This window comes from Couchioplanes caeruleus (genome assembly GCF_003751945.1).
In the GTDB taxonomy this organism is placed as follows: domain Bacteria; phylum Actinomycetota; class Actinomycetes; order Mycobacteriales; family Micromonosporaceae; genus Actinoplanes; species Actinoplanes caeruleus.
The window spans coordinates 2,347,262-2,371,133 of the sequence record NZ_RJKL01000001.1; the positions used below are offsets into that span (position 1 = coordinate 2,347,262).

General features: G+C 71.9%; 26 protein-coding genes. 13 read left to right on the top strand and 13 right to left on the bottom strand.

The features are described from left to right. Positions 1-96 precede the first annotated feature (96 nt). The 4 genes from EDD30_RS10185 to EDD30_RS10200 all read left to right on the top strand — a co-directional run bounded on the left by EDD30_RS10185 (position 97) and on the right by EDD30_RS10200 (position 3,324). Positions 97-1,083: a cytochrome c oxidase assembly protein gene (locus tag EDD30_RS10185; protein ID WP_071809351.1), complete on the top strand. Its 987-nt coding sequence runs from the start codon at positions 97-99 to the stop codon at positions 1,081-1,083. Positions 1,084-1,136: 53 nt separating this feature from the next. Continuing rightward, positions 1,137-1,583 carry a hypothetical protein gene (locus EDD30_RS10190; protein ID WP_071809352.1) on the top strand — a complete coding sequence of 149 codons (447 nt, stop codon included), beginning with the start codon at positions 1,137-1,139 and terminating at the stop codon, positions 1,581-1,583. Between the two features lie 136 nt (positions 1,584-1,719). Further along, positions 1,720-2,784: an anthranilate phosphoribosyltransferase gene (gene trpD / locus EDD30_RS10195; protein WP_071809353.1), complete on the top strand. Its 1,065-nt coding sequence runs from the start codon at positions 1,720-1,722 to the stop codon at positions 2,782-2,784. Between the two features lie 333 nt (positions 2,785-3,117). Then, positions 3,118-3,324, top strand: a complete 207-nt coding sequence (locus EDD30_RS10200) for a hypothetical protein (RefSeq protein WP_071809354.1) — start codon at positions 3,118-3,120, stop codon at positions 3,322-3,324. Between the two features lie 85 nt (positions 3,325-3,409). Here EDD30_RS10200 and EDD30_RS10205 read toward each other — a convergent pair whose 3' ends face one another. Together EDD30_RS10205 and EDD30_RS10210 are read right to left on the bottom strand one after the other, a co-directional pair. Then, the gene (locus tag EDD30_RS10205; RefSeq protein WP_071809355.1) at positions 3,410-3,598 is read right to left on the bottom strand and encodes a DUF397 domain-containing protein; all 189 of its coding nucleotides are present in this window, start codon (positions 3,596-3,598) and stop codon (positions 3,410-3,412) included. An 8-nt stretch (positions 3,599-3,606) separates the two neighbouring features. Beyond that, positions 3,607-4,449: a helix-turn-helix domain-containing protein gene (locus EDD30_RS10210; protein WP_170047683.1), complete on the bottom strand. Its 843-nt coding sequence runs from the start codon at positions 4,447-4,449 to the stop codon at positions 3,607-3,609. Positions 4,450-4,801: 352 nt separating this feature from the next. Between EDD30_RS10210 and EDD30_RS10215 the strand changes: the two genes are divergently transcribed. Beyond that, on the top strand, positions 4,802-5,038 hold the full coding sequence (locus EDD30_RS10215) for a hypothetical protein (RefSeq protein ID WP_244945186.1): 237 nt from the start codon (positions 4,802-4,804) through the stop codon (positions 5,036-5,038). A gap of 59 nt (positions 5,039-5,097) precedes the next feature. On the opposite strand, the gene EDD30_RS10220 is transcribed toward EDD30_RS10215, so the two are convergent. Next, complete coding sequence (locus tag EDD30_RS10220; protein WP_071809357.1) at positions 5,098-5,520, bottom strand: cytochrome c oxidase subunit 4; 423 nt, start codon at positions 5,518-5,520, stop codon at positions 5,098-5,100. An 11-nt stretch (positions 5,521-5,531) separates the two neighbouring features. Then, entirely contained in the window at positions 5,532-6,458 is a 927-nt protein-coding gene (ctaC, locus tag EDD30_RS10225; protein WP_123678205.1) for an aa3-type cytochrome oxidase subunit II, read from the bottom strand. A gap of 173 nt (positions 6,459-6,631) precedes the next feature. Here ctaC and EDD30_RS40480 point away from each other — a divergent pair, with 173 nt between their 5' ends. After that, positions 6,632-7,780, top strand: coding sequence for a cysteine desulfurase family protein (locus EDD30_RS40480; protein ID WP_071809359.1), 1,149 nt, complete (start codon positions 6,632-6,634; stop codon positions 7,778-7,780). Further along, on the top strand, positions 7,777-7,989 hold the full coding sequence (locus EDD30_RS40485) for a sulfurtransferase TusA family protein (protein ID WP_071809360.1): 213 nt from the start codon (positions 7,777-7,779) through the stop codon (positions 7,987-7,989). Before EDD30_RS40480 ends, EDD30_RS40485 begins: the two co-directional genes overlap by 4 nt. Here EDD30_RS40485 and EDD30_RS10240 read toward each other — a convergent pair. From EDD30_RS10240 to EDD30_RS10255, 4 genes are all read right to left on the bottom strand, one after another. Then, a complete protein-coding gene (locus tag EDD30_RS10240) occupies positions 7,982-8,482 on the bottom strand; it encodes a P-loop nucleotide/nucleoside kinase family protein (protein ID WP_084557624.1) in 501 nt (166 codons plus the stop codon). The genes EDD30_RS40485 and EDD30_RS10240 overlap by 8 nt on opposite strands. Before the next feature lie 4 nt (positions 8,483-8,486). After that, positions 8,487-9,464: a carbohydrate kinase family protein gene (locus tag EDD30_RS10245; protein ID WP_071809362.1), complete on the bottom strand. Its 978-nt coding sequence runs from the start codon at positions 9,462-9,464 to the stop codon at positions 8,487-8,489. 135 nt (positions 9,465-9,599) lie between these two features. After that, a complete protein-coding gene (gene erpA, locus EDD30_RS10250; protein WP_071809363.1) occupies positions 9,600-9,974 on the bottom strand; it encodes an iron-sulfur cluster insertion protein ErpA in 375 nt (124 codons plus the stop codon). A 139-nt stretch (positions 9,975-10,113) separates the two neighbouring features. Then, positions 10,114-11,226, bottom strand: a complete 1,113-nt coding sequence (locus tag EDD30_RS10255; protein WP_123678785.1) for a glycerate kinase family protein — start codon at positions 11,224-11,226, stop codon at positions 10,114-10,116. 49 nt (positions 11,227-11,275) lie between these two features. Here EDD30_RS10255 and EDD30_RS38960 point away from each other — a divergent pair, with 49 nt between their 5' ends. The 4 genes from EDD30_RS38960 to EDD30_RS10270 all read left to right on the top strand — a co-directional run bounded on the left by EDD30_RS38960 (position 11,276) and on the right by EDD30_RS10270 (position 14,940). Next, on the top strand, positions 11,276-11,425 hold the full coding sequence (locus EDD30_RS38960) for a hypothetical protein (RefSeq protein WP_170047548.1): 150 nt from the start codon (positions 11,276-11,278) through the stop codon (positions 11,423-11,425). 60 nt (positions 11,426-11,485) lie between these two features. Beyond that, positions 11,486-12,655: a quinolinate synthase NadA gene (nadA, locus tag EDD30_RS10260; protein WP_071808163.1), complete on the top strand. Its 1,170-nt coding sequence runs from the start codon at positions 11,486-11,488 to the stop codon at positions 12,653-12,655. A gap of 214 nt (positions 12,656-12,869) precedes the next feature. Beyond that, positions 12,870-14,225 carry a UDP-N-acetylglucosamine 1-carboxyvinyltransferase gene (murA, locus tag EDD30_RS10265; protein ID WP_071808162.1) on the top strand — a complete coding sequence of 452 codons (1,356 nt, stop codon included), beginning with the start codon at positions 12,870-12,872 and terminating at the stop codon, positions 14,223-14,225. 88 nt (positions 14,226-14,313) lie between these two features. Then, a complete protein-coding gene (locus EDD30_RS10270) occupies positions 14,314-14,940 on the top strand; it encodes a DUF3043 domain-containing protein (protein WP_071808161.1) in 627 nt (208 codons plus the stop codon). 159 nt (positions 14,941-15,099) lie between these two features. Here the strand turns inward: EDD30_RS10270 and EDD30_RS10275 are convergent, their stop codons facing one another. Further along, complete coding sequence (locus tag EDD30_RS10275) at positions 15,100-15,408, bottom strand: AzlD domain-containing protein (RefSeq protein WP_071808160.1); 309 nt, start codon at positions 15,406-15,408, stop codon at positions 15,100-15,102. After that, complete coding sequence (locus EDD30_RS10280) at positions 15,402-16,133, bottom strand: AzlC family ABC transporter permease (RefSeq protein WP_244945187.1); 732 nt, start codon at positions 16,131-16,133, stop codon at positions 15,402-15,404. The genes EDD30_RS10275 and EDD30_RS10280 overlap by 7 nt, the downstream gene beginning before the upstream one ends. Between EDD30_RS10280 and EDD30_RS10285 the strand changes: the two genes are divergently transcribed. Next, positions 16,102-16,659: a helix-turn-helix domain-containing protein gene (locus EDD30_RS10285; RefSeq protein ID WP_071808159.1), complete on the top strand. Its 558-nt coding sequence runs from the start codon at positions 16,102-16,104 to the stop codon at positions 16,657-16,659. The genes EDD30_RS10280 and EDD30_RS10285 overlap by 32 nt on opposite strands. Before the next feature lie 144 nt (positions 16,660-16,803). On the opposite strand, the gene EDD30_RS10290 is transcribed toward EDD30_RS10285, so the two are convergent. The 3 genes from EDD30_RS10290 to EDD30_RS10300 all read right to left on the bottom strand — a co-directional run bounded on the left by EDD30_RS10290 (position 16,804) and on the right by EDD30_RS10300 (position 19,343). Further along, positions 16,804-17,751 carry an ABC transporter ATP-binding protein gene (locus EDD30_RS10290; protein ID WP_071808158.1) on the bottom strand — a complete coding sequence of 316 codons (948 nt, stop codon included), beginning with the start codon at positions 17,749-17,751 and terminating at the stop codon, positions 16,804-16,806. Continuing rightward, positions 17,748-18,548, bottom strand: coding sequence for an ABC transporter permease (locus EDD30_RS10295; RefSeq protein ID WP_071808157.1), 801 nt, complete (start codon positions 18,546-18,548; stop codon positions 17,748-17,750). The genes EDD30_RS10290 and EDD30_RS10295 overlap by 4 nt, the downstream gene beginning before the upstream one ends. A 108-nt stretch (positions 18,549-18,656) precedes the next feature. Beyond that, complete coding sequence (locus tag EDD30_RS10300; RefSeq protein ID WP_244945188.1) at positions 18,657-19,343, bottom strand: ABC transporter permease; 687 nt, start codon at positions 19,341-19,343, stop codon at positions 18,657-18,659. 1,602 nt (positions 19,344-20,945) lie between these two features. Here EDD30_RS10300 and EDD30_RS10305 point away from each other — a divergent pair. Beyond that, positions 20,946-23,822, top strand: coding sequence for a WG repeat-containing protein (locus EDD30_RS10305; protein WP_148088127.1), 2,877 nt, complete (start codon positions 20,946-20,948; stop codon positions 23,820-23,822). Positions 23,823-23,872 lie beyond the last annotated feature (50 nt).

A 23,872-nucleotide genomic window follows, 5' to 3' on the forward strand; every position in this document is an offset into this window, starting at 1 on the left:
TTGCCCCGCGATCACTCCAACATGTCGCGGGGGGCCCAATCCGGCATGTGTCGCAGCCCCGTGGCGGGTGGACCAGGGGGCAAGGCCTAGCCTCGAATGGTGCAGCTCGCCGAAACGCCCCCGGTCGCGGTCGCGGCAGGGAATACTGTTCCCCCGCCGTTCAGCGTCGCCCAGATCTTCTCCGAGATCTCTCTGACCAGCCTGATCGCGCTCTTTCTGCTTCTGGCCGCCGCCGTCTACCTGTACGGCGCGCACCGCATGCGGCAGCGGGGCGACCACTGGCCGCCGGGACGCACGGCCGCGTTCCTCGTCGGAGGACTCGGCAGCATCGCGGCGGTGACGGTCACCGGAATCGAGGCGTACGACACAACGCTCCTCAGCGTGCACATGGTGCAACACATGGTCCTGTCGATGGTGGGCCCGATCTTCCTGGCCCTCGGCGCGCCGGTCACGCTGGCGCTGCGGACCCTGCCGGTACGCAGGCGCAAGATGCTGCTGGCCGTCCTGCACAGCCGCGTGGTGCGGGTCGTGACCTTCCCGCTGGTCGCCTTCGGGATCTTCATCGCGAACCCGTTCGTCCTCTACTTCACCGGCCTGTACCGGGCCACGCTCGAGCACGCCTGGCTGCACGAGTTCATCCACGTGCACTTCATCGTGACCGGCTGCCTGTTCTTCTGGCCGCTGCTCGGGCTGGATCCGCTGCCCAACCGGTGGCCGTACCCCGCCCGCGCCCTGCTCATGGTGCTGTCGGTGCCGTTCCACACCGTCCTCGGCCTGACGATCATGCAGAGCAAGACCCTGCTCGGCGGCGACTGGTATCCGAACCTGCACCTGAGCTGGATGGACCCCTTCGCCGACCAGGTCACGGCCGGCGGCATCCTGTGGGCCGGCGGCGAGATCGTCAGCGTCACCATGCTCGGCATCCTGGTGCTGCAGTGGATCAGGCAGTCCGAACGCGAGGCCAAGCGCATCGACCGCGCCCTGGACCGCGCCGAGGCCGAGGACCGGGCGGCCGCGTCGCAGGCCGCGACCAAGATCACAAACGAGACTCCCGGCGTACGCCCACAGCCCGACGCCGACTGACCGGTTCGGTACGATCAGCGGGCACCTACGAGCGTGGGGAACCGGGGCACATCATGAGCGACGACAGCAAGCCCAAGCCGGACACGTACACGGTCCTGCTGTACAGCGACGACATCAAGGTCCGCGACCGGATCCGGCTGGCGATCGGCCTGCGCCCCGCGGCCGACCTGGCGGTCGAGTTCGTCGACGCCTCCACCTGGGAGGAATGCCGGCGGCTGCTCGACGACTACGAGATCGACCTCATGGTCCTCGACGGCGAGGCGAGCCCGGCCGGCGGCCTCGGCATCGCCCGCCAGACCAAGGACGAGTACGCCACTCCCCCGCCCACCTGCGTCGTCATCGCCCGCGCGGCGGACCGCTGGCTGGCGGCCTACGCTCAGGTCGACCAGACCCTGGTTTATCCGCTCGACCCGGTCACCACGGGCCAGACGATCGCCGGCATGCTACGGGCCCGCCGCAACGGTGCGGTGCCGCTCGGCACGCTCGGCACCCTGGGCTGACCACCCGCCGTGGCCGGACCCGGCGCACCCGCACGCGGGCTGACCGACCGGCCGCACCCAGGCTGACGCACCGGCCGCGCGCCGGGGTCACCGCCGGTCACTCCCCCGCCCGCACCTCGCCCCTCGGAGGCCCCTCATGGGCGCACCCACCTGGCCCCACCTGCTGAGCGCCCTCCTGCGGGGCGAGGAGTTGCCGGCGCAGGACACCGCCTGGGCCATGGGCGAAATCATGGCAGGCAACGCGTCACCGGTGCAGGTGGCCGGTTTCGCGGTGGCGCTGCGCGCCAAGGGCGAGACGCCGGTGGAGCTGTCCGGGCTCGTCGAGGCGATGCTGGCCAACGCCACGACCGTGGAGCTGCCCGAGGATGTCCGCGCCGGCGCGGTCGACGTGGTGGGCACCGGCGGCGACCGCGCCCACACGGTGAACATCTCGACCATGGCCGCGATCATCGTCGCCGCGGCGGGTGTCACGGTCGTCAAGCACGGCAACCGGGCCGCCTCGTCGGCCTGCGGCACCGCCGATCTGCTCGAACACTTCGGCATCCCGCTCGACCTCGGGCCGCAGGGCGTGCGACGCACGGTGGCCGAGGCGGGCATCGGCTTCTGCTTCGCGGCCCGTTACCACCAGGGCATGCGGCACGCCGCGGTCACCCGCCGCGAGCTGGGCCACCCCACCTTCTTCAACGTCCTGGGTCCGCTCACCAACCCGGCCCGCCCGCGCAACGCGGCGGTGGGCTGCTTCGACCAGCGGATGGCCCCCGTGATGGCCGAGGTCTTCGCCCGCCGCGGCGACTCGGCGCTGGTGATGCGCGGCGAGGACGGCCTGGACGAGTTCACCACGGCGGCACCGACCCGGGTCTGGCTGGTCAAGGACGGCACGGTCACGGAGTCCGTGGTGGACGCGGTCGACCTCGGCGTCCCGCGCAGCAACCCCGGCGACCTGCGCGGCGGCGACGCGGCCTTCAACGCGGACGCGGCAATGCGGACCTTCGCCGGCGAGCAGGGGCCCGTCCGCGACGCGGTGCTGGTCAACGCGGCCGCGGCGTTCGCCGCCCAGGCGGGCTTCCCCGGAACCTTCGCGGACACGATGCGCGAGGGAATCGCCCGCGCGGCCCAGGCGGTCGACTCCGGCGCCGCCACCGCCCTGCTGCACCGCTGGGTGCAGGCCGCCAAGGCCGCGAAGGCCGCCGAGCCCGCCTGAGACGCCTGCCGCGAAGGCCGCCGAGCCGCGCCCTGGGACGCCTCCCGCGAAGGCCGCCGAGCCCGCCTTGGGACGCCTCCCGCGAAGGCCGCCGAGCCCGCCTTGGGACGCCTCCGCGGAGCCACCGAGCACGCCCTGAGGCCTTCCGCGGGTCCGCCGAGGGTTCCCGGGCGGCCCCGGCAATGCACGCTCGCGGAGCAAAAAGGACCACTATGTGAAAAGGCCCGCTTTTGTCACAACACGCCGGGGCGCGTCCACCGCTGCCGGGCCGACACGTGACAACGTTCGAATGACATTCGGGTAATCCCACCTTCCGATGAAGAGGAGCCACCCGTGCACGAACGAGAGCTGCGCTGCATCATCTGCGACGCGGAGATGACGTTCGAGGTGCCACCCTGCGTGGACGGGCACGAGGACGACTGCCCGGAGCTGGTCTGCACCCGCTGCGACACCGCCGAGATCCTGGCACCGCTCGAGGTCCGCGTGTGGCTACGGCCCGGCGTCGACCGGATCGCCCCGCTGCAACGCCGCGCCGCCTGACCCGCCCTCGACGAACACTTCAGGCCCACACCGTCCGGTGCGGGCCTGAAGCATCACTCCCGGCCCAAGGCCCGGATGAAGTGGATCAGAGGTCGAACTCCCCGGCCTTCACGCCCGCGACAATGGCCTCCCACGCGCCGAGCGAGAACGAGAAGACCGGACCGGACCGGTCCTTGCTGTCACGCACCTGGATTGCGTCCTCCACGCGGCGGACCTCGACGCACTGGCCGTTGCCGCCACTGCGGCTGCTGGTGCGCCAGTTCTGGTTGAGCATGTCGACTCCTAAGGCTGGTGCTCCGCGTCGCGGATCTGTTGGATCATCTCAACTGACGCGTGGGGCGACAATGCGGATGAGCGAAGGTCGTTGAAAACCACCTCGCAGCGCCGCACGTCCTCACCCTCAGCGTAGAGGTCTCCGGTCAGACCCTCGATATAGACCACCCCCGGGTTTGCCGGGAAGCTGAGGATGGCGAAGCTCGACAGCATCGACGCGTAGGCGCCCTCCCGGAACGGGATCACCTGAAGGGTCACGTTCCTCAGCTTGGCCGCGGAAATCATGGCGGTGAGCTGCTCGTGCATGACCTGCGGTCCACCGATCTGCCGGTGGAGCACCGCCTCGTCCATGACCGCTACCAGCCGCAATCTGCCCTCGCTGATGAGCTTCTGCCGCTCCAGGCGGGCCTTGACCCGCTGTTCGATGGCCTCGCCGGTCGGCTGGGATGCCTCACTACTGGTGATGGCAATGGCGTAGGCCTCGGTCTGGAGCAGGCCGGGAACGACGATCGTCTCGAAGTTCTGCATCTCGACGGCGGCGGATTCGAGGCCGATGTACTGGCGGTAGACCGGGGGCAGGTCGCTGTACTTGGCCCACCAGCCTCGCTGCTTACCCTCGCGGGCCATCGTCAGCAGCGTCTCGCGCAGCTCAGGGTCGTCCACGCCGTACTCGTCGAGCAGGGCGTTCAGGGCCGGGCCCTTGACGCCGACGCGGCCCGATTCGATCCGGCGCAGCGTGCTGGGTGAGACCTCGATGACGTCCGCGGCGCGCTCGGTCGTCACCTTGGCCTCGTCGCGCAGCCGGCGGAGTTGGGCGCCGAGCTGGAACCTCAGGAACGTCGGACTGTCCACTCGCCACATTGTGCACCATCCGGCGCGCCCGGCCAGTCCCACGTCGGCACTTCTGGCGATGCCAACATGCATCTGTGTGATTGACGCGCATAAAATGCGCGCGCAAAATTACGCCACCTCCACGGAAGGAGACGAGCGTGCGACGGCACCGTCCCGTACGGATGTGGTTCAAGCCCTGGAAGAAACGGTGCGCCTGCGGTTGTGGCTGGTTTCCCTGCCCCGACGCGGTCACGGTCGACCATCCGCCGGTCGCGCAGTCCCTGGGGCGCGCCGATCCGACGTGGAACATGCCGACCGCTTACTATGCGGCGGCGCGGGGGAATCAGCGCCCGCTGATGACCCGAGGCCAGCAGTGGCGCAGCCGGCCACGGTGACGGCGACGGCGCATGCCCCGCACAAGCCCTCGTGGGACTGCCTCGCCTGCGGCAGGCCGTGGCCGTGCGATCCGGCGCGCGAGGCGCTCGCGGCCGATATGGACTTCGTGCGGCTCGCTTGCTTCATGTGGGACGCCCTCGAGGAGGCGGTACGCGACCTGCCACCCACCCCGGCCACCGAGCTGTTCCAGCGGTTCCTGACCTGGATCCTCTGACACGACGAAGGCCCGCACCCGAGCGGGGTGCGGGCCTTCGAAGAGGCGAAGCGGTGCGGTCAGTGCTCGGCGGGGTGCCGGGTGCCCGAGTAGTACTCGAAGAGCAGGCCGCACGCGGCGAAGATCACCATGACCAGGCCCAGGGCAAGCAGCCACCACATCCAGAACACCAGGCCCATGGCGGCGATCGAGGCGGCCAGCGCGAGGCCGAACGGCCAGTAGCTGCCCGGGCTGAAGAAGCCGATCTCGCCGGCACCCTCGGCGATCTCGCCGTCCTCGCGGTCCTCCGGGCGCAGGTCGATGCGCCGCGCGACGAACCAGAAGAAGCCGCCGCACATCGCGCAGAGCAGGCCCGACAGGATCAGCGCCACGGTGCCGACCCACTCGGTCTGGCCGACGCCGTTGGTGTAGAGGCCGTACACGAGGGCCGCGCCGAAGAGGAAGACGGCGACGCCGGTGAAGATCTTGTATTCGGTCTTCAACTGAGGTTCCCCTACTTCCCTGCGGCCATGGGCTGGTTCCACGACTGACCCTGGCGACGGGTGTCGAACGGCTCCGTCGTCGTGGCGAAGCGCTCGTTCCCGGAGAAGCCGATGGCGCCCATCGCGTCCTGGGTGCTCGCACCCTTCTTCTTCGCCGCGAGGAACTGGTCGAAGCGCTCCGGCGAGACCACCACGAGCTCGAACTGCATGAAGGCGTGGTACGTGCCGCAGAGCTCGGCGCACCGGCCGACGTAGCGGCCCTCACGGTCGAGGGTGACCTCGAAGACGTTGCGCACGTTGCCCGGGAAGACGTCGCGCTTGAACAGCATCTCCGGCACCCAGAACGAGTGGATGACGTCGCGGCTGGTCTCCTCGAACCGGATCTTCTTACCGGTCGGCAGCACCAACAGCGGGATGACGTCGGTGGAGCCGAGGTTCGACGCCACGGTGTTGGCGTCGGCGCCGGGCGCGTCACGGTAGTTGAACTGCCAGTTCCACTTGAACGCGACGACCTCGACGGTGTGGTCCGGCTTGGCCGACAGCTTGTCCACATCGGTCTGCACGATCGCCGTGTAGTAGAAGAGCACCGCGACGATCAGCACCGGCGTGACCGTGTAGAGCACCTCCATCGGCATGTTGAACCGCGTCTGCACCGGCAGGGTGTCGCCCCGCTTGCGGTACCGGATCACGCACCAGAAGATCAGGCCCCACACGAAGAAGCCGACGACCAGGGCCGCGATCGTCGAGGCGATCCAGAGGTCGTACATCTTGTGGGCCTGCTCGGTGATGCCGTGGCGCGGCCAGCCGAAGCCGCCGAGCTTGTCACCGATGTCAATGGGGGAACAGCCGGACAGCAGGGCCAGCAGTGCGGCACCACTGACACCGAGCCCGGCGAGCCGTACGACGCGCGGCCGTGCGACCGAACTCCTTGAGACCACCTGCTCCTGCCTCCCTAGAGCACCGCCCGGTGCGACTGAATTCGGACACCGGCGGCAAGGTGTCACCGACGGTCGCACACTACTCGACCTGGCGACGCCGCCTGGCTACCGGGGGTCGGATCTTCGACCGGGCGAGCAATACCCCTGATCCTGTGGACGATACCGTTCCCGGAGTGGAATACACGGCGGAACAAGCCGGTCGCCCCGCGTACCTGGACGCGGCCAGCGCGGCCCCGATGCATCCCGTGGCCCGGCAGGCGCTGCTCGCGTCCCTGGAGGACGGCTGGGCGGACCCGGACCGGCTCTATGCCGCGGGCCGGCGGGCGCAACAGCTCAGGGACGCGGCGACGGCCACCGCGGCCGAGTGTCTGGGCGTACGCCCGGACGAACTGACCTTCCTCCCCTCGGGCACCGCCGCCGTGCACGCCGCCGTCCTCGGTGGCCTCGCGGGACGCGCCCGAGCTGGGCAGACGCTGGTTCACTCGGCCATCGAGCATTCCTCGGTGCTGCACGCGGCGGCACGACACGGCACGGCCGCCGAGGTCGGCGTGGCGCGGTCGGGGCGCCTCGACCTGGACGCCTGGCACGCCGCCGTGACCCGCCCCGGCGTGGCCCTGGCGAGCCTGATCAGCGCCAGCCACGAGGTCGGCACGCTGCAACCCGTCGCCGCGGCGGCGGAGTCCTGCGCGCAGGCCGGGGTGCCGCTGCACGTGGACGCCGCCCAGTCGATCGGGCGCGTGCCGGTGCCGCCGGGCTGGTCCCTGCTCACCGCGAGCGCCCGCAAGTGGGGCGGGCCGAGCGGGGTGGGCGTCCTCGTGGTCCGCAAGGGCACGCGCTGGCTGTCCCCGTACCCCGGTGATGATCTTCACAGGCCGCACCCGCCCGGCGCGCTCGACCTGCCCGCGGTCGTCGCGGCGGCGGCGAGCCTGCGGGCCGTGCTCGCCGAGGCCCAGACCGAGGGGGTACGCCTCGGCGCCCTGGTCGACCGCATCCGGGGATGCGTCGCGGCGACCGTGCCCGACGTCGAGATCGTGGGCGACCCGGTGGAGCGCCTGCCCCACCTCGTCACCTTCTCCTGCCTGTACGTCGACGGCGAGGCGCTGCTGCACGCCCTGGACAGGCACGGCTTCGCGGTGTCGTCGGGCTCGTCCTGCACGGCGTCGACGCTGCGGCCCAGCCACGTGCTGGAGGCGATGGGCGTGCTCAGCCACGGCAACGTGCGCGTGTCGCTGCACCGCGGCACGACCGAGGCGGACGTGGACCGCTTCCTGGCCGTGCTCCCGGGCGTGGTGGCCGGGATCCGGGAGGAGGCGGGGATGTGATCGAGGTGGACTCCCGCGGCCGGCGCTGCCCGCTGCCGATCATCGACCTGGCGAGGCGGATGCCGTCCGTGCCGGTCGGCGCGGTGGTGCGCGTCCTCGCCGACGACCCGGCCGCGGCCAACGACATCCCGGCGTGGTGCCGGATGAAGGGTCAGGAATATCTGGGCAGCCCCGCGCCGGACGCCTACGACGTCCGGCGGGTCACCTGAGGTAGTCGGCGACCGCCCCGACCGCGTCCACGGCCAGGGACGTGTCGACCACCAGGCGCGGACCGAGGTACGGCTCGTACTCGCTCTGCCGTTCCACGACCCGCACCCAGTCGGGGATGCCGTCGTGGGTGCGCTGGGCGTAGCGGGCCTCGACCCGGCGCCGGTGCTCGGCGTCGTCGCCGCAGACCACCTCGACGACGCGCAGCGGGACGCCCAGGCGCTCGGCCAGCTCGGTCCAGAGCTGCCGGGCCGCCTTCACCGGGCTGACCGCGTCGATGATCACACTGTGGCCCATGGTGAGCTGGGTCTCGGCGAGCGCCGCCACGACCCCGTACGCGGCATGGCCGGGACGGGGCTCGGTGACGTCGTAGGCCTGCAGGGTCTCGTCGACGGTGTCGACGGCGAGCACGGCGGCCGGCAGCACCGCGCCGACCTGCTGGGCGAGCGTGCTCTTTCCGACGCCCGGCAGGCCGGCGAAGACGGCGAGGACCATGCCTTTACGCGGGGAGGTGCGGGTGGATCTCGGCGGCGGCCGCGTCACCGTACGAGTCGGCGAAGCGCTTGAGGAAGTCGTCGCTGCGGACGTCGTACTCCTGCGGGCCGACGGTCTCCAGGACCAGGGCGGCGAGCAGGGAGCCCACCTGCGCGGCCCGCTCGAGGCCGAGGCCCCAGCTGATCGCGGTGAAGAAGCCCGCCCGGAAGCCGTCGCCGACGCCGGTCGGGTCCTCGGGCACGACGTCGCGGGCGACCGGCACGTGCAGGGTCTCGATGCCGCGCCCGCTGATCTCCACGCCGTCCTTGCCCAGCGTGGTGACCCGGATCTTGACGTGCTCGAGGACCTGGTCGGCGCTCAGCCCGGCCTTGGTCTCCAGCAGCGACCGCTCGTACTCGTTGGTCATGAGGTATTCCGCGCCCGAGATCAGCGTCATCACGTCGCTGCCGTCCATGCGGGCGAGCTGCTGCGACGGGTCGGCCACGAAGGCGTAGCCGCGGGAGCGGCACTCCTGGGAGTGGCGGATCATCGCGGCCGGGTCGTTGGCGCCGACCAGGACCAGGTCGAGGCCGCCGACGCGGTCGGCGACCGGCTCCAGCTCGATGTTGCGGGCCTCGGACATCGCCCCGGCGTAGAACGAGGCGATCTGGTTGAGGTCGTCGTCGGTGGTGCACACGAAGCGGGCGGTGTGCGCGACCTCGCTGACGTAGACCGAGTCGCAGTCGACGCCGTGGCGCTCGAGCCACGAGCGGTAGTCGGCGAAGTCGGCACCGACCGCGCCGACCAGCAGCGGCCGCAGGCCGAGCTTGCCCATGCCGTACGCGATGTTCGACGCCACGCCGCCGCGGCGCACCACGAGGTCGTCGACGAGGAACGAGAGCGAGACCTTGTGGAGCTGATCGGCGATGAGCTGCTCGGCGAACTTGCCGGGGAAGTGCATCAGGTGGTCGGTGGCGATCGAGCCGGTGACGGCGATCTTCATGTCGGCCCTCGGGGGTCGGGTGCGATTACCCCCGGAGCCTACCGGCCGTTCGCACCCCCGACATCTTCGCGTCACGGGCAAGGGCCGCCCACCCCGGAAGGGGTGGACGGCCCTCGAAGTTCCCGCGGGTACGGCTCAGTGGAAGGAGTCGCCGCAGGCGCAGGAATTCTGCGCGTTCGGGTTGTCGATGGTGAAGCCCTGGGCGTCGATGCGGTCGGCGAAGTCGATCGTGGCACCGGCGAGGTACGGCGAGCTCATCCGGTCGACGACGACCTCGACACCGTCGAAGTCGGTGACCACGTCACCGTCGAGGGAACGCTCGTCGAAGAAGAGCTGGTAGCGCAGGCCGGAGCAGCCGCCGGGCTGCACGGCGATGCGCAGACGCAGGTCGTCACGGCCTTCCTGCTCGATCAGGGCCTTGACCTTGGTCGCCGCGACATCGGTCAAAATGACGCCGGTCGGCGCGGCCTTGGTGGCCTCGGTCGACTCGGTGTGCGATTCAGTGGTCACGTGCGGTTCTCCCTGCCGGTCCGGTGATGTGCCGTACCGGCTAACGCTAGCTCTGCCGGGCCTTATTCCCAATTCGGTACGGCGAGATGTCTGACACCCACGGTCACCGGCTCCGCGGTCATCGGCTCCGGCTCCGCGGTCATCGGCTCCACTGCCCGGCGAGCCGCGCCCCGATCTCCCGCAGCCCGCGGGCCGGCTCGGCCAGCGCTCTCTCCTCGGAGCCGAAGTGCTCCAGCAGCGCAAACGTCTCGGTGACGCCCGCGTTGGCCGCCTCGCGGTAGCCCGTCTCGTTGCGCCCGGCGACCACCACGCAGGGCAGGCCGCGGTCCCGGGCGGCGTTCGCGACGCCGGCGGCCACCTTGCCACGCAGCGACTGGTGGTCGAAGGATCCCTCCCCCGTGATCACCAGATCCGCCCGGTCGAGCTGCTCCTCCAGGCCGATGATCCGGGTGACGAGGTCGATACCGGACACCATCCGCGCGCCGAGGGCCAGCAGGGCGGCGCCGACCCCGCCGGCCGCGCCGGTACCCGGCATCGCCGCCAGGCCGTCGACCTCGAAGGCCCGTTCGAGTACGCCGGCGAAGTGCTCCAGCGCGGCGTCGAGGCGCAGCACGTCCTCCCTGGTCGCGCCCTTCTGGGGGCCGTACACGTTGCTGGCGCCGTGCAGGCCGATCAGGGGGTTGTCGACGTCGGTGGCGGCGACCAGGCGGACCTGGCGCAGGCGGGGCGGGCCCTCGAGGCGGTCCGCCGCGCCGAGGACGGCACCGCCGTACGGCAGCGCGTACCCGCCGACGTCGACCGGCCCGGCGCCCAGCGCGGCCAGCATCCCGGCGCCGGCGTCGTTGACCGCGGAGCCGCCCAGCCCGATGACCACCTCGACCGCGCCCGCCTCGACCGCGGCGGTCAGCAGCAGGCCCAGCCCGTACGAGGTGGCGGCGCCGGGATCGCGCTCCTGCCGGGTGAGCAGGTGCAGCCCGCAGGCCTGTGCGCTCTCGACGTACGCGGTGGCCCCCACCAGCAGGACCTCGCCGTGCACCGGGCGCCCCAGCGGGTCGACGGTGGCGACGGTGACGCGCCGGCCGTCCAGGGCGCCGCCGATCACCTCCGTGAAGCCGGGACCGCCGTCGGAGAGCGGCCGGAGCACGACCTCGTCGGCCGGCGCCGTCTCGCGCCAGCCATCGGCGACCGCGGCGGCCACCTCGGCGGCGCTCAGCGTTCCGGCGAACTTGTCGGGGCAGATGAGGACACGCACGAGGAGAAAGTACAGGTTTCGCACAGGCGCGCCGGGCAACCTTGTCTCTATGCCGACCCTCGTACAGCGCCTGCAGAAGTTCCTCCGCAGCCCCCAGGGGCAGCGCCTGATCACGGAGGGCCAGCGCCAGCTTGCCAAGCCGGAGAACCGGGCCCGGCTGCGGCGACTGATCGCCCGGCTGCAGAACCGCCGCCGCTAGTGGTCCACAACACCGCCTCGGCCATCCTGACAGGCGGCGGAGTTGTGGAAACATGGTTGTGTGACGTCGACCTGGACCGAACCCTCGAACACCCCTCTCGCGCTGCTGCTGCTCGGCAAGGGCACCGACCCGGCCAGTGAGCGCGGCGTCGACTGCCCCGGGGATCTCCCCGCGCCGAGCGACCCCGACCTGGTCGCCCGGGCCGCCGCCGCCAAGGCCGCGCTCGGCGACCGCGTGTTCGTGCTGGGCCACCACTACCAGCGCGACGAGGTCATCCAGTTCGCGGACGTCACCGGCGACTCCTTCAAGCTGGCCCGCGAGGCCGCCGCCAAGCCCGATGCGGAGTTCATCGTCTTCTGCGGCGTGCACTTCATGGCCGAGAGCGCCGACATCCTCACCACCGACGCGCAGCGGGTCGTCCTGCCCGACCTGGCGGCCGGCTGCTCGATGGCCGACATGGCCGTGCTGGGCCAGGTCGAGACGGCGTGGGACCACTTCACCGAGCTCGGCATCGTCGACCAGGTGGTCCCCGTCACCTACATGAACAGCTCGGCCGACATCAAGGGCTTCGTCGGCCGCAACGGCGGCGTGGTCTGCACGTCCTCCAACGCCAAGCGCGCCCTGGACTGGGCCTTCGAGCAGGGTCAGAAGGTGTTCTTCCTGCCCGACCAGCATCTGGGCCGCAACACCGCGGTGCTGGAGATGGGCTTCTCGCTCGACGACTGCGTGCTCTACGACCCGCACAAGCCGCACGGCGGGCTCACCCCGGAGCAGCTCCGCGACGCCAAGATGATCCTGTGGCGCGGGCACTGCTCGGTGCACGGGCGGTTCACGATCGACAGCGTCCGCGAGGTCCGCGAGCGGGTGCCCGGCGTCACCGTCCTGGTCCACCCGGAGTGCCGGCACGACGTCGTACGCGCCGCGGACATGGTCGGCTCGACCGAATACATCATCAAGGCGCTGGATGCCGCGCCCGCCGGTTCGGCGTGGGCGGTCGGCACGGAGCTCAACCTGGTCCGCCGGTTGGCCCTGGCCCACCCGGACAAACAGATCATGTTCCTCGACAAGACGGTCTGCTACTGCTCCACGATGAACCGCATCGATCTGCCGCACCTCGTGTGGGCGCTGGAGGAGCTCGTGGCGGGCCGCGTGCCCAACCAGATCACGGTCGACGAGGACACCGCGAAGTTCGCCCGGATCGCCCTCGATCAGATGCTGGCGCTCCCTTAGTCCTTAACTCTCTGTAACCAACGGCGAGCCCTGTGCTCGCCGTTGTCTTTTTGTTGCCTTAATCATCCGGTATTCGTGCCACCTTGGGCGGTGTGATGATTTCTGCAACGGTCACGCAGCGCTATGCTGCCCGGGCGGCTGCCGCGGGACCCATCACACGCGCAGCACCTAGTCCCGCTCCGGACGCCCCCCGCGTCCGACTCTGGAGGTTGCGTTGACCGACGACGTCCTGGCCGTACACGGCGGTTCGCCGCTGCACGGGCAGATCCGGGTCCGAGGCGCCAAGAACCTGGTCTCCAAGGCCATGGTTGCCGCCCTGCTGGGCGAGTCCCCGAGCCGGCTCTACGACGTCCCGCGCATCCGCGACGTCGAGGTCGTTCGCGGCCTGCTCGGCCTGCACGGCGTCAAGGTGACCGACGGCGCCGACGACGGCGAGCTGGTGATGGACCCCACGAACGTGGAGAGCGCCAGCAGCGACGAGATCAACGTGCACGCCGGCTCCTCGCGGATCCCGATCCTGTTCTGCGGCCCCCTGCTGCACCGGCTCGGGCACGCGTTCATCCCCGACCTCGGCGGCTGCCACATCGGCCCGCGGCCGATCGACTTCCACATCCAGGCCCTGCGGCAGTTCGGCGCGGTCGTCGACAAGACGCCCGAGGGCATGCACCTGACGGCGCCGAACGGGCTGCACGGCACCAAGCTCGAGCTGCCGTACCCCAGCGTCGGCGCGACCGAGCAGGTGCTGCTCACCGCCGTCCGCGCCGAGGGCGTCACCGAGCTGCGCAACGCCGCCATCGAGCCGGAGATCGTCGACCTCATCTGCGTGCTGCAGAAGATGGGCGCGATCATCACCGTGCACACCGACCGGGTGATCGAGATCCTGGGCGTGCCGAGGCTCGGCGGCTACAACCACAAGCCGATCCCCGACCGGATCGAGGCCGCTAGCTGGGCCGCCGCCGCGCTCGCCACCCGCGGCGAGATCGAGGTGCTCGGCGCCCAGCAGGCCGACATGATGACCTTCCTCAACGTCTTCCGCTCGATCGGCGGCCAGTTCGAGGTCACCGACGCCCGCGTGCCCCGGCCCGGCGTGAGCGGCGTGGAGGGCGGCATCAAGTTCTGGCACCCCGGCGGCGAGCTGCAGGCGGTGGCGCTCGAAACCGACGTACACCCCGGCTTCATGACCGACTGGCAGCAGCCGCTGGTGGTCGCGCTGACCCAGGCCCGCGGGCTGTCGATCATGCACGAGACCGTCTACGAGCAGCGGCTGGGCTACACCGAGGCGCTCAACTCGATGGGCGCGACGATCCAGGTCTACCGTGACTGCCTCGGCGGCACCCCCTGCCGCTTCGGCCGGCGCAACTTCATCCACTCCGCCGTGGTCGCGGGCCCCAGCAAGCTGCACGCGGCCGACCTGGTCATCCCGGACCTGCGCGCGGGCTTCAGCCACCTCATCGCGGCGCTCGCCGCCGAGGGCACCTCCCGGGTGTACGGCGTCGACCTGATCAACCGCGGATACGAGGACTTCGAGGCCAAGCTGGCCGCGCTGGGCGCGCACACCGAACGCCTCTGAGCGTCATCTCTCGGTCACGCCGCGTCGCCGATCTCCGGATCGGCGGCGCGGTTTCGGCTTTCCGGCGGCGCTTGGCTACTCTGCTGGGGTGCCCTCGCTGTTTCGCCGAAAGTCCACCGATCTCGTCGCCGACGCCGTCGAGGAGGTGACGCCCGAGCCCGCCACGCCGCGGCCCAAGGGCTACACGCCTTCCAAGAAGGAGCTCGGACTCCAGACGCCCAAGCGGCAGAGTGTCCAGCGGCGGCACGACGCGGTGCAGGCCCCGGCCAACCGCCGCGAGGCGTACAAGCAGATGCGGGAACGCCAGCGCGCCGAGCGCGCCGAGGCGTCGGCCGGCATGCGGGCCGGCGACGAGCGTTATCTGCTCGCCCGCGACCGTGGCCCGGAGCGCGCCCTGGTCCGCGCCATCGTCGACTCCCGCCGCACGGCCGGCACGTGGTTCTTCGTCGGCGCCATCATCGTGTTCATCGGCTCCACCGGCAACATGCCGATGGCGGTCCGGATCGGCTCCAACGTGCTCTGGGCCGTCCTGGCCATCACGGTGATCATCGACAGCATCCTGATCTCCCGCCGGATCAAGAAGCTGGTGACCGAGCGCTTCCCGAACACCACCCAGCGGATGGGCTCGCTCTACCTCTACGGCATCATGCGGGGCCTCACGTTCCGCCGCATGCGCGTCCCCAAGCCCCAGGTCGAGCTCGGCGACAAGGTCTGAGCCCTCCAGGCCGGAGCGGGCCGCCGTTCCGGGAGGGCCGCAGGGCCGCTGTTTCCCGAGGGCCGCAGCGGGGCCGCCATTCGGGGTGGCCGCAGCAGGGCCACCGTTTCCCGAAGGCTGCAGCCGGGTCGCGGTGAGCGCGGCGGCCGGCGCGGCCGGCTAGGCGATGCCGACCTGTCGCAGCAGGGCCGCCGTGAGCGCGGCGGCCAGCACCACCAGGACGAAGGGCGCGCGGCGCCAGGCCAGCAGGGCGCCGACGGCCACCCCGGCCGGGCGCGCCACGCCCGCGAACGCGCCCCCCTCCATCAGGGCCGCGGTGCCGGCCAGGGCCGCCAGCAGGGTCGCGGCGGCCATCGGGAGCAGGCGCTGGAGCCGGTCGGAGAGCTCCAGCCGGTCGCGGAGCAGCACCCCACTCAGCCGCATGACATACGTGCCCACGGCCAGCACGACGATCGACGCGATCAGCACGGCGCCTCCTCCTTGCGAACCGGCCGGGGACTCCGCCCGCGGGGACTCCGCCCGCGGGGACTCCGCTCCCGGGCACTCCGCTCCTGGGCACTCCGCCGGCTTGGACTCGGCCTGCGCGGACTTCGCCGGCGGGGCCTGAAGATTGTGAGGAGGCCCAGGAGGGCGCACAGCACCGGCAGGCCCGCCGGAAGCACCGGGGTGAGTAGCACTGCCACCGCCGCCCCGACGAGGGCCGCGGTGCGCGTAGCCCGGTCGCGCAGGGACGGCAGAATCAGGGCGATGAGGCCGGCCGGGAAGGCCGCGTCGAGCCCCAGCGCGGCCGGGTCGCCGGTGGCGCCGCCGAGCAGGACCCCGAGGGCGGTGCCGGCGTTCCACGACGTGAACAGCGTGACGCCGATCAGCCAGTAGGTGCGCCGCCGCCGGGCCGGATCCTCTTCGCGCAGGGTGAAGGCCACGACCTCGTCGGTCATGAGGTGGCTGCCGACGAACCGGTCCCGCCACCGGCCGCCGATCGTTGTGGCAACCGCCAGACCGAACGGCAGATGGCGGGCGTTGAGCAGCAGGCCCGCGAAGACGGCCGCGACCGGATTGCCCGCCGCGAGGAGACCGACCGCCAGGAACTGGGAACCGCCGGCGAACACGGCGGTCGACATCGCGAAGGGCACCCAGGCCGGCAGCCCGTACGCGATCGCGATGGCCCCGAACGACGCACCCACCGCCACCATCGCCGCCGCCCTGCGCCGCGAACGGGAACGCGCCGGCATCTCGCTCGCCGAGCTCGCACGCCGGGCGGGGCTGGCCAAGTCGACCCTGTCCCAGCTCGAGAACGGCAGCGGCAACCCGAGCATCGAGACGCTCTGGTCGCTGGGCGTCGCGCTCGGCGTGCCGTTCAGCCGGCTCGTCGAACCTCCGGCGCCCACCGTCCGCGTCGTCCGCGCCGGCGACCAGGTCCGCCTCCGGGCTGACCAGGCCGACTTCGCCGCCAGTCTGCTTGCGGCCGGCTCCACCCACGCCCGCCGCGACCTCTACGTCCTGGAGCTGGAGCCCGGCCAACCCCGGGAGGCCGAGGCCCACATTCCCGGCAGCGTCGAACACGTGGTGGTGGCGGCCGGACGGCTCAGCGCCGGCCCGGCGGGCGAGCTCGTCGAGCTCGGAGCCGGCGACTACGTGGCCTTCCCCGGCGACGTCCCGCACCACTACGAGGCCCTCGAACCCGGCACGTGGGCGGTCCTGCTGATGGAGCACCGCTAGACGAGCTTCACGCCCCGGCGCGCCACCAGGCGCCGCCGCTGCCGCTCAAGAGACGCACGCGAGCACCGCCACTCAGGATCGGTAGAGCCAGTACGTTCCCGGAGTCGACGCCGCGACGCCGAGGACGCACGCGAGCACCGCCGCTCAGGATCGGTAGAGCCGCGCCACGACGTCCTCGATGTCGGGCTCGACGAGTGACAGGTCGCGCACCGACGCCAGCGCGGTCAGCTCGCCCACCACCGCACCGGCCGACGAGGACAGCAGATCGAACGACGCCCGGTGCCCGTCCGCCTCCAGCGACACCAACTCCGCCCCCGGCACGGTGAAGCCCGGCGGCAACGGCAGGTCCAGGTCCGCGACCAGGCGGCGGCGCGAGCCGTACCGGGAGTGCAGGGCCTCGATCGTCCCGTCGTGCACCACCCGGCCGTGGTCGATCACCACCAGCCGCCGGCACAACCGCTCGATGTCGGCGAGGTCGTGGGTGGTCAGCACGAGCGTCATCGCGCCTGTGGCACCGAGCTCGGCGAGGAACGAGCGGACCGCCTGCTTACTGACCACGTCCAACCCGATCGTCGGCTCGTCCAGGAACAGCACCGACGGCCCGTGCAGCAGGGCGGCGGTCAGCTCGCCGCGCATCCGCTGGCCCAGCGACAACTGGCGGACGGGGATGTCCAGGAACTCGTCCAGCTCCAGCAGCGCACGGCAGCGGCGCAGCCGGGCGGCATGCGCGTCCGCCGGCACCCGGTAGACGTGGCGCAGCAGCGCGAACGAGTCGCGCAGCGGCAAGTCCCACCAGAGCTGCGAACGCTGCCCGAACACCACGCCGATGCTCAGCGCCAGGCGGGTGCGCTGCGGCACCGGGGTCAGCCCGCACACCGACACCGAGCCCGCCGATGGGGCCAGCACCCCGGTCAGCATCTTCAGCGTCGTCGACTTGCCCGCGCCGTTCGGGCCGATGTAGCCGACCATCTCGCCCTCCGCGATGACCAGGTCGATGCCGTCCACGGCGGTCACCGTCCGCTTCTCGCGGCGCAGGACGCCCTTGCGGACGCGTACGGTGAATTCCTTGCGCAGGTCCCGCATCTCGATCATGAACCCGTACTCCGGTAATGCCTGATCCCGGCGCGCCACACGACGGCGGCGGCGCCCATGGCGACCAGGGCGACCAATGGTGAGACGAAGCCCGCCCAGGCGGGCAGGCCGAGCGGATCGGCGCGGCCCAGCAGGGCCAGCGCCGGCTGGTAGGCCACGAACCCGAAGCCCATCCCGTACGCGAACAGCGCCCGGAACCAGCCGGCGTAGACGGGCGTGGGATAGGCCGAGAAGTCCCGGCCCCCGTAGGTGAAGGCGTTACCGACCTCGCCCGACTCGACCCACCAGAAGGCGAGGCTGGCGCTGACCACGAAGATCGACCCGAAGAACAGCGCCCCGGCGACCGGCGCGGCGACGATCAGCGCCAGCCGGAACGCGGTCCACTCGATGTCGTTGAGGCGCAGCGCGACGGTGAGCACCGCGACGGCGACCACGATGCGCAGGGCCTTGCGCATCGGCAGATCCATGAGCACGAGCTGCGGCAACGCGCCGAGCGGGCGCACCAGCACGGCGTCGAGCGTGCCGGTGCGCACGTAGGTCTTGAGCCGATCGATGTTGCCGACCACGAAGTCGGCCGCGGCGAACCCGCACGACGAGAGACTGACGACCAGCAGCCCCTCGGCCACCGTGAAGCCGGCGATGGTCCCGGCCGTCCGGAAGAACACCAGCACGGCGATGACGTCGAGCAGCCCGCCGACGACATTGGTGCCCAGCTCCACGATGAAGGATGCCCGGTAGGAGGCCAGCGACCGCCACTGCCCGGCGAACAGCGCCGCGTACGCCCGCAGCTCAGCCACGACGCGCCCCCGATCCCGTCCACCCCGGCCCGCCGCCCGGCATTCCCGGCTCAGCCACCCGGCACCTCGCGCACGGCCACCCCGGCCCGCCGGCCCGGCATTCCCGGCTCAGCCACCCTGGACCACCAGTCGCTTCTCGGCGCGTCGCTGGACGAGTGCGGCGAGGGCCAGCAGTGCCGCCGCCCACACCGCCTGCAGGGCGACCAGGCCCACCTGGACCGGCGCCGGGTCGCGCTCGACCAGCACGTCCAGCGGCGTCTGCAGCAGGCCGGGGAACGGGGTGGCGACCCACATCGTCACCGCCAACCAGTCCGGCAGGAACCGCAGCGGGAAGTACAGACCGGCAAGGATGCCGCTCGACAGGGTCCAGAGGATGATCGGGCCGCGCGCATCGTGCAGCCAGTACGCCGTCGCGTTGACCAGGAATCGCAGGGCCAGGCTCGCGACCACGGCGAGCCCGATCGACAACGCGAACAGCGGGACGGTGAACCACCGGCCGGGGACGTACAGATCGAAGAAGAGCGCGCCGACGGCGAGCGGCGGCAGGAAGCGGAAGATCATCGCATGGCCGGCCCGGCCCAGGTCGGAAGCCAGATAACCGCCCACCACGGGTACGGGGCGCAGCAGGTCGGCGGCCACGTCGCCGGAGCGGATCCGGTCGGCGAGCTCGGTCCACCCCCACAGCGACACCACGGTGAGCAGACCCTGCCCCACCCAGACGAAGGTGGTGAGCTGAGTGGTGTCGTATCCACCCGGCCGCCCCCCGGCGGCCCCGGCGGCCACGGCGAGCAGCACGTAACACCGGAGGAACCCGAAGACGATATTCGTGAACGATCCGGCTATGGTCGCCTGCCGGTAGGTCGCGTACCTCCGGAAACCCGACCACGAAAGCGCACCGAACGTAGTGACAGAATCCCGTAACGGACGGCGGGGAGAGATCGCAGGCACCCTGGCGTCGAGCCCGTCCACGCCGTTAATCTCCTCTCACGATCCCGCAGTCCCTCATCACCAGCAGTTCTCACAACCAGCAGTTCTCACCCGCAGTGGAGCCGGGCGACTGTATCCGGTGCGCCGCCCCGCCACCGAGCAATTTTCGACAAGGTGGAACGTCGTCGTGACGCAGCGTAGGCAGACATCCGAGACCCGTACGGGTTCGGAATGAACGGCTGGAGCTCACACGTCGGCGCCGGCGCCTGGGACGACGAACCGGCCTGGGTGTACGAGATCACCTGGGAGTGGCAACCCCTCCCCGGCCAGCGCTACCCGGGCGACCCGGGCCGCCGCCGAGCCGTCCACCACCCGGTCTACGACGCCGCCGCGGCCGCCGAAGCCGCGGCATCGTGGGACGCCGACTTCCGGACCATCGCCCAGGCCTCGGGACCGCCCGTGTCCGAACCGGGCCGGCCCGCACCCGTTCACCCCGGCTCGCCCCCTCGGTCGCCGGGCGGATGGTCCGGCGGGCCGGGTGTCCCGGGCCCGCCGATCTCCCCGGCCGCGAATTACCCGATCTCCCCAGCCGGCGGAAGCCCCGTCTCCCCGGCCGGCGGACGCCCGATCTCCCCGGACGCAGGACGTCCCGTCTCCCCGGCCGCGGGGCGCGCGACGGTGGGCCGGCCGCCCCAGCCCCCGCCGTCATGGACGGCGCCACCCGAGCCGCCGCCGGCAGCGCAGCAGCCGTCCTGGAACCGGCCCATGCCGGTGCCGGAACGCCTGCCCGACACCGAACGCCAGCCCGGCCCGCGCCGGGGTGGACCCGCCGGTTACCCCCAGGTCCCGAACGGCCTGAACGGCCCGCACGGTCCCGGTCAGCATCCTCGGCCTTATCCCGGTGCGCCTCCGCCGGCTCCGGAGCGCACGCACCGGGCGCCCCAGCAGGATGCGCCACGCCCGGGGGCGCCTTACGGCCCCCACGGCCCAGGAGTCCCCTACGGCTCTCAAGGCCCTTACGCCCCCCACGACTCGGCGGCCCCTTACGGCCATCAGGACCCGGCGGCGCCCCACGGCCCCCAGGGCCCGGGAGCACGCCCTCAAGGCCCGGGCGCGCCTTACGGCCCGGATGCGCCCTACGGTGAGCCACGGTTCGCCGGACCCCGCCCGGAGCCGCGGTCCGCGAAGCCCTACGGGGATCCGCGCCCCGCGGCTCCCTATCGCGAGTCCGGATATGCGGGCCCTCACCGGGACCCGGGACCTCCGGCGTCCCGACCCGAGACCGGCCATCCGGCCCCTCCCCCGCCACCGCATTCGCCGCAGCCGGAGCCGCACCGCCCGCCTGCGCGCTATGCAGAGCCCCACAACGCACCGCAGTCCGGCGCCGCCTACCCGGCACGGCCGGAACCACGCGCCTACCCGCAGCCGGACCCTCGCCGTCCCATGCCACCGGCCACGCACCGGCCCGACATGGCGGACACGCGCCGCCCGGACCAGCCGGCCGACATGCACCGCCCGGACCAACCAGCCGACGTTCGCCGTCAGGATCTGTCGGACACGCGCCGCTCGGACTTGTCGGACCTGCGCCCGCCCACAGCGCGACGCGGCATGCACAACGCCGAGCCGCCGACCGATCCCCGCTTCCCGGCACCGCTGCAGGCCCGGCAGGATGCGCAGACTCCTCGCCAGGCCTGGTATCCGCCGGAGACCACCCAGCAACTGTCGGCTCCGCTCTCCGAGCCGCAGGCCGCGCAGACCCCGGCGGCACCCCACCCGTGGGCACCGCCGGCGGCACCGGTCCCCGTCGCGCCCGAGCCCCCCGCGCCCCAGGCCGCCGTGCCCCAGGCCGCCGCGCCGGTCCCTGTCGCGCCCGAGACCGCCGCGCCCCAGGCCGCCGCATCGGTCCCTGTCGCGCCCGAGACCGCCGCGCCCCAGGCCGCCGCATCGGTCCCTGTCGCGCCCGAGACCGCCAGGTCTGAGGCCGCCTGCGTTACGCCTGAGCCGGTCACGCCGGTCTCTGCCGCGCCCGATGTGCCCGCGGTCCCCGCGGAGCCTGTTGCGTCCGGCATTCCGGAAGCCGAGAGCATCGCGGAAGAGGCGGCCGTCGCCGATGCAGAGGAGAATGGCCGTGGTCTCGGGTGGCTGCTCTCCTTGAGCGGTCTGGGCGCCGTCAGTCCTGTCCCTGTGTCACCGGCTCCGGACGCGGCTGCCGACGCGATCCCGGAAAGCCCCGTCAGCGCGGCTCCGATCAGCGGCGTTCCGGTCAGTGGCGCGCCGGTCAGCAGCGCGCCGACCAGTGGCGCCTCGATCAAGTCCGACTGGTTCTCGTCCTCGGCCGAGGCTGCGGACGAGCTGACCGAGAATGCGAACGAGCCGACGGAGGTTGTCGACGTGCCGACCGAGGTCGCGGACGTGCCGACCGAGGTCGCGGACGTGCCGACCGAGGTCGCGGACGTGCCGACCGAGGTCGCCGACGAGCCCGTGGGGGCGACCACCGACCAGCCGGTCGTCGCCGACACAGCGGACGACGATCTGACGGCGCCGCGGGCCGAGAACAAGACCGAGCAGACTGAGGCGCCGGCCGAGCAGCAGGTCGAGGCGCCGGCCGAGGCGCAGGTCGAGGCGCAGATCGAGCAGCAGATCGAGCAGCAGATCGAGGCGCAGATCGAGCAGCAGATCGAGGCGCAGATCGAGGCGCAGATCGAAGCCCCGGCTGAGAAACGGGCCGAGGTACAGCCCGAGATGGAAACTGGGGCGCCGGCCGAGGAACAGGCCCAGGCGGGGGCTCAGGTACAAGCCGAGGCGGAGGTCGAGGCGCCGGCCGAGGAGCACGCCGAGACGGACGCCGGGACACCGGCCGCGGAACAGGTCACGACGCCGGCGCAGGTGCGGGGCGAGACATCGGATTCGGGTAGCGCCGTGTCCGAGAAGGATGCCGCCGGTCGTGCCGAGCGGACGGTTCGGGCGCCCAGCATGCAGCTTCCGACCGTCTCCGTTGTTCCGCCGCCGGAGCCCGAGGTTGAGCCCGTGCCTAGCCTCGCCGACCCGGAGCAGGTGCTTTCCGCGTACCCCTGGGAAGTCGATCCGGTCACCCTGCGGGAGACCGCCGCCGAGCCGGACCGGATGCGGGCCGTGCGGGATCGGCTGACCGACAAGCTGGAGTATGCCGAGCGGGACGCCGTGCGGGCCCGGCTGCTCAGCCTGCGGGCCGTGGTGAGCCGGGTGCTCGGCGAGTACGGCCGCGCGCTGGCCGACGCGCGGGAGGCGTTGCGGCATGCCGAGGCCACCGGTGAGCTGCGGCGGATCGCGGTCGTGCAGGCCAGGCTCGCTCATGTGCAGCATTGGCGGGGCGATTTCGCCGAGGCCGACCGGCTCTACGAGGAGGCGAACTCCGTCGAGCTGCCGGGGCTGCTGCGGGCCGAGATGCACGTCAACGCCGGAAAGTCCTGCTACGAGCAGGGGCGCTATCTCGAGGCCTGCAATCATTTCGAGCTGGCGCTGGAGCTGCGGCGGGTCGAGGATCCCGATCTCGTGGCCCGGACGGAGGCCGCGCTGGACGCGGTCATGGCCCGGGTGCAGGAGACCGGGTGGGGGCCGTATCCGCGCTCGCGCGAGGAGATTCTGCAGCAGAGCCGTCCGCCGCAGCCGGCTTCGGACCATGAGACGGGGCTGCGGGGGTACGCCGACGGCAACGGCGATCTCGTCATCCCTGCGGACTACGCGCAGGCCCAGCCGTTCAGCGAGGGCGCCGCATGGGTACGCCGCCCGGACGCCGACGCGTGGGAGCTGATCGACGAGACGGGGACGCTGCTGATCGACGGCGCGTCCGCGTACGTGCGGGTGCTGCCCTTCTCGGACGGGCTGGCGTGGGTGTCGCGGGAGCCGGACGGTGGCTGGTTCGCCGTCGACTGGCACAACCGGGTGATCGTGCCGGGCGGATTCGACGAGGTACGGCCGTTCCGGCGGGGTGTGGCCCCGGTGCGCCGCGATGGCTGGGGTGCGCTCGACCGGCACGGGCGGATCGTGGTGCCGCTCGCGTACCAGGGTTTCGCCACCGCGCTGACGCCCGCCGGCCACCAGGCCGACGGGTTCACCGAGGAGGGCCTCGCGGTGGTCGGGGCGGAGGACCGGTTCGGAGTCGTCGACCGTACGGGGCAACTGCTCGTGCCGGCGGTGCACGCGCGGGTGCTCATCCACCCGGTCGCGTACGTGATCGGTGACCCGGAGGGCCGGTGGGGTGCCCTCGACCGGCAGGGTGAGCCGATCGTCGACGTGGTGCACCCGGAGCCCGCCGACGTCGTCCGGGAGATAGACCGGCTGCTCGCCGACACCCGGCCCGTTCTGTAAGAGCGAGTGACACCCGGCCTGTGCTCCAGGAGCGGGTAACGTCGGCGGAC

What these genes read in the sequence shown, in the direction of transcription:
- EDD30_RS10190 (WP_071809352.1), top strand. Translation starts at nt 1,137, where the DNA reads ATGAGCGACGACAGCAAGCCCAAGCCGGACACGTACACGGTCCTGCTG.
- EDD30_RS10285 (WP_071808159.1), top strand. Translation starts at nt 16,102, where the DNA reads ATGGCCCCGAACGACGCACCCACCGCCACCATCGCCGCCGCCCTGCGC.
- EDD30_RS10185 (WP_071809351.1), top strand. Translation starts at nt 97, where the DNA reads ATGGTGCAGCTCGCCGAAACGCCCCCGGTCGCGGTCGCGGCAGGGAAT.
- EDD30_RS10205 (WP_071809355.1), bottom strand. Translation starts at nt 3,598, where the DNA reads ATGCTCAACCAGAACTGGCGCACCAGCAGCCGCAGTGGCGGCAACGGC.
- EDD30_RS10290 (WP_071808158.1), bottom strand. Translation starts at nt 17,751, where the DNA reads ATGATCGAGATGCGGGACCTGCGCAAGGAATTCACCGTACGCGTCCGC.
- EDD30_RS10240 (WP_084557624.1), bottom strand. Translation starts at nt 8,482, where the DNA reads ATGGTCCTCGCCGTCTTCGCCGGCCTGCCGGGCGTCGGAAAGAGCACG.
- trpD (WP_071809353.1), top strand. Translation starts at nt 1,720, where the DNA reads ATGGGCGCACCCACCTGGCCCCACCTGCTGAGCGCCCTCCTGCGGGGC.
- EDD30_RS10305 (WP_148088127.1), top strand. Translation starts at nt 20,946, where the DNA reads ATGGCGGACACGCGCCGCCCGGACCAGCCGGCCGACATGCACCGCCCG.
- EDD30_RS38960 (WP_170047548.1), top strand. Translation starts at nt 11,276, where the DNA reads ATGCCGACCCTCGTACAGCGCCTGCAGAAGTTCCTCCGCAGCCCCCAG.
- EDD30_RS10245 (WP_071809362.1), bottom strand. Translation starts at nt 9,464, where the DNA reads ATGAAGATCGCCGTCACCGGCTCGATCGCCACCGACCACCTGATGCAC.
- EDD30_RS10280 (WP_244945187.1), bottom strand. Translation starts at nt 16,133, where the DNA reads ATGGTGGCGGTGGGTGCGTCGTTCGGGGCCATCGCGATCGCGTACGGG.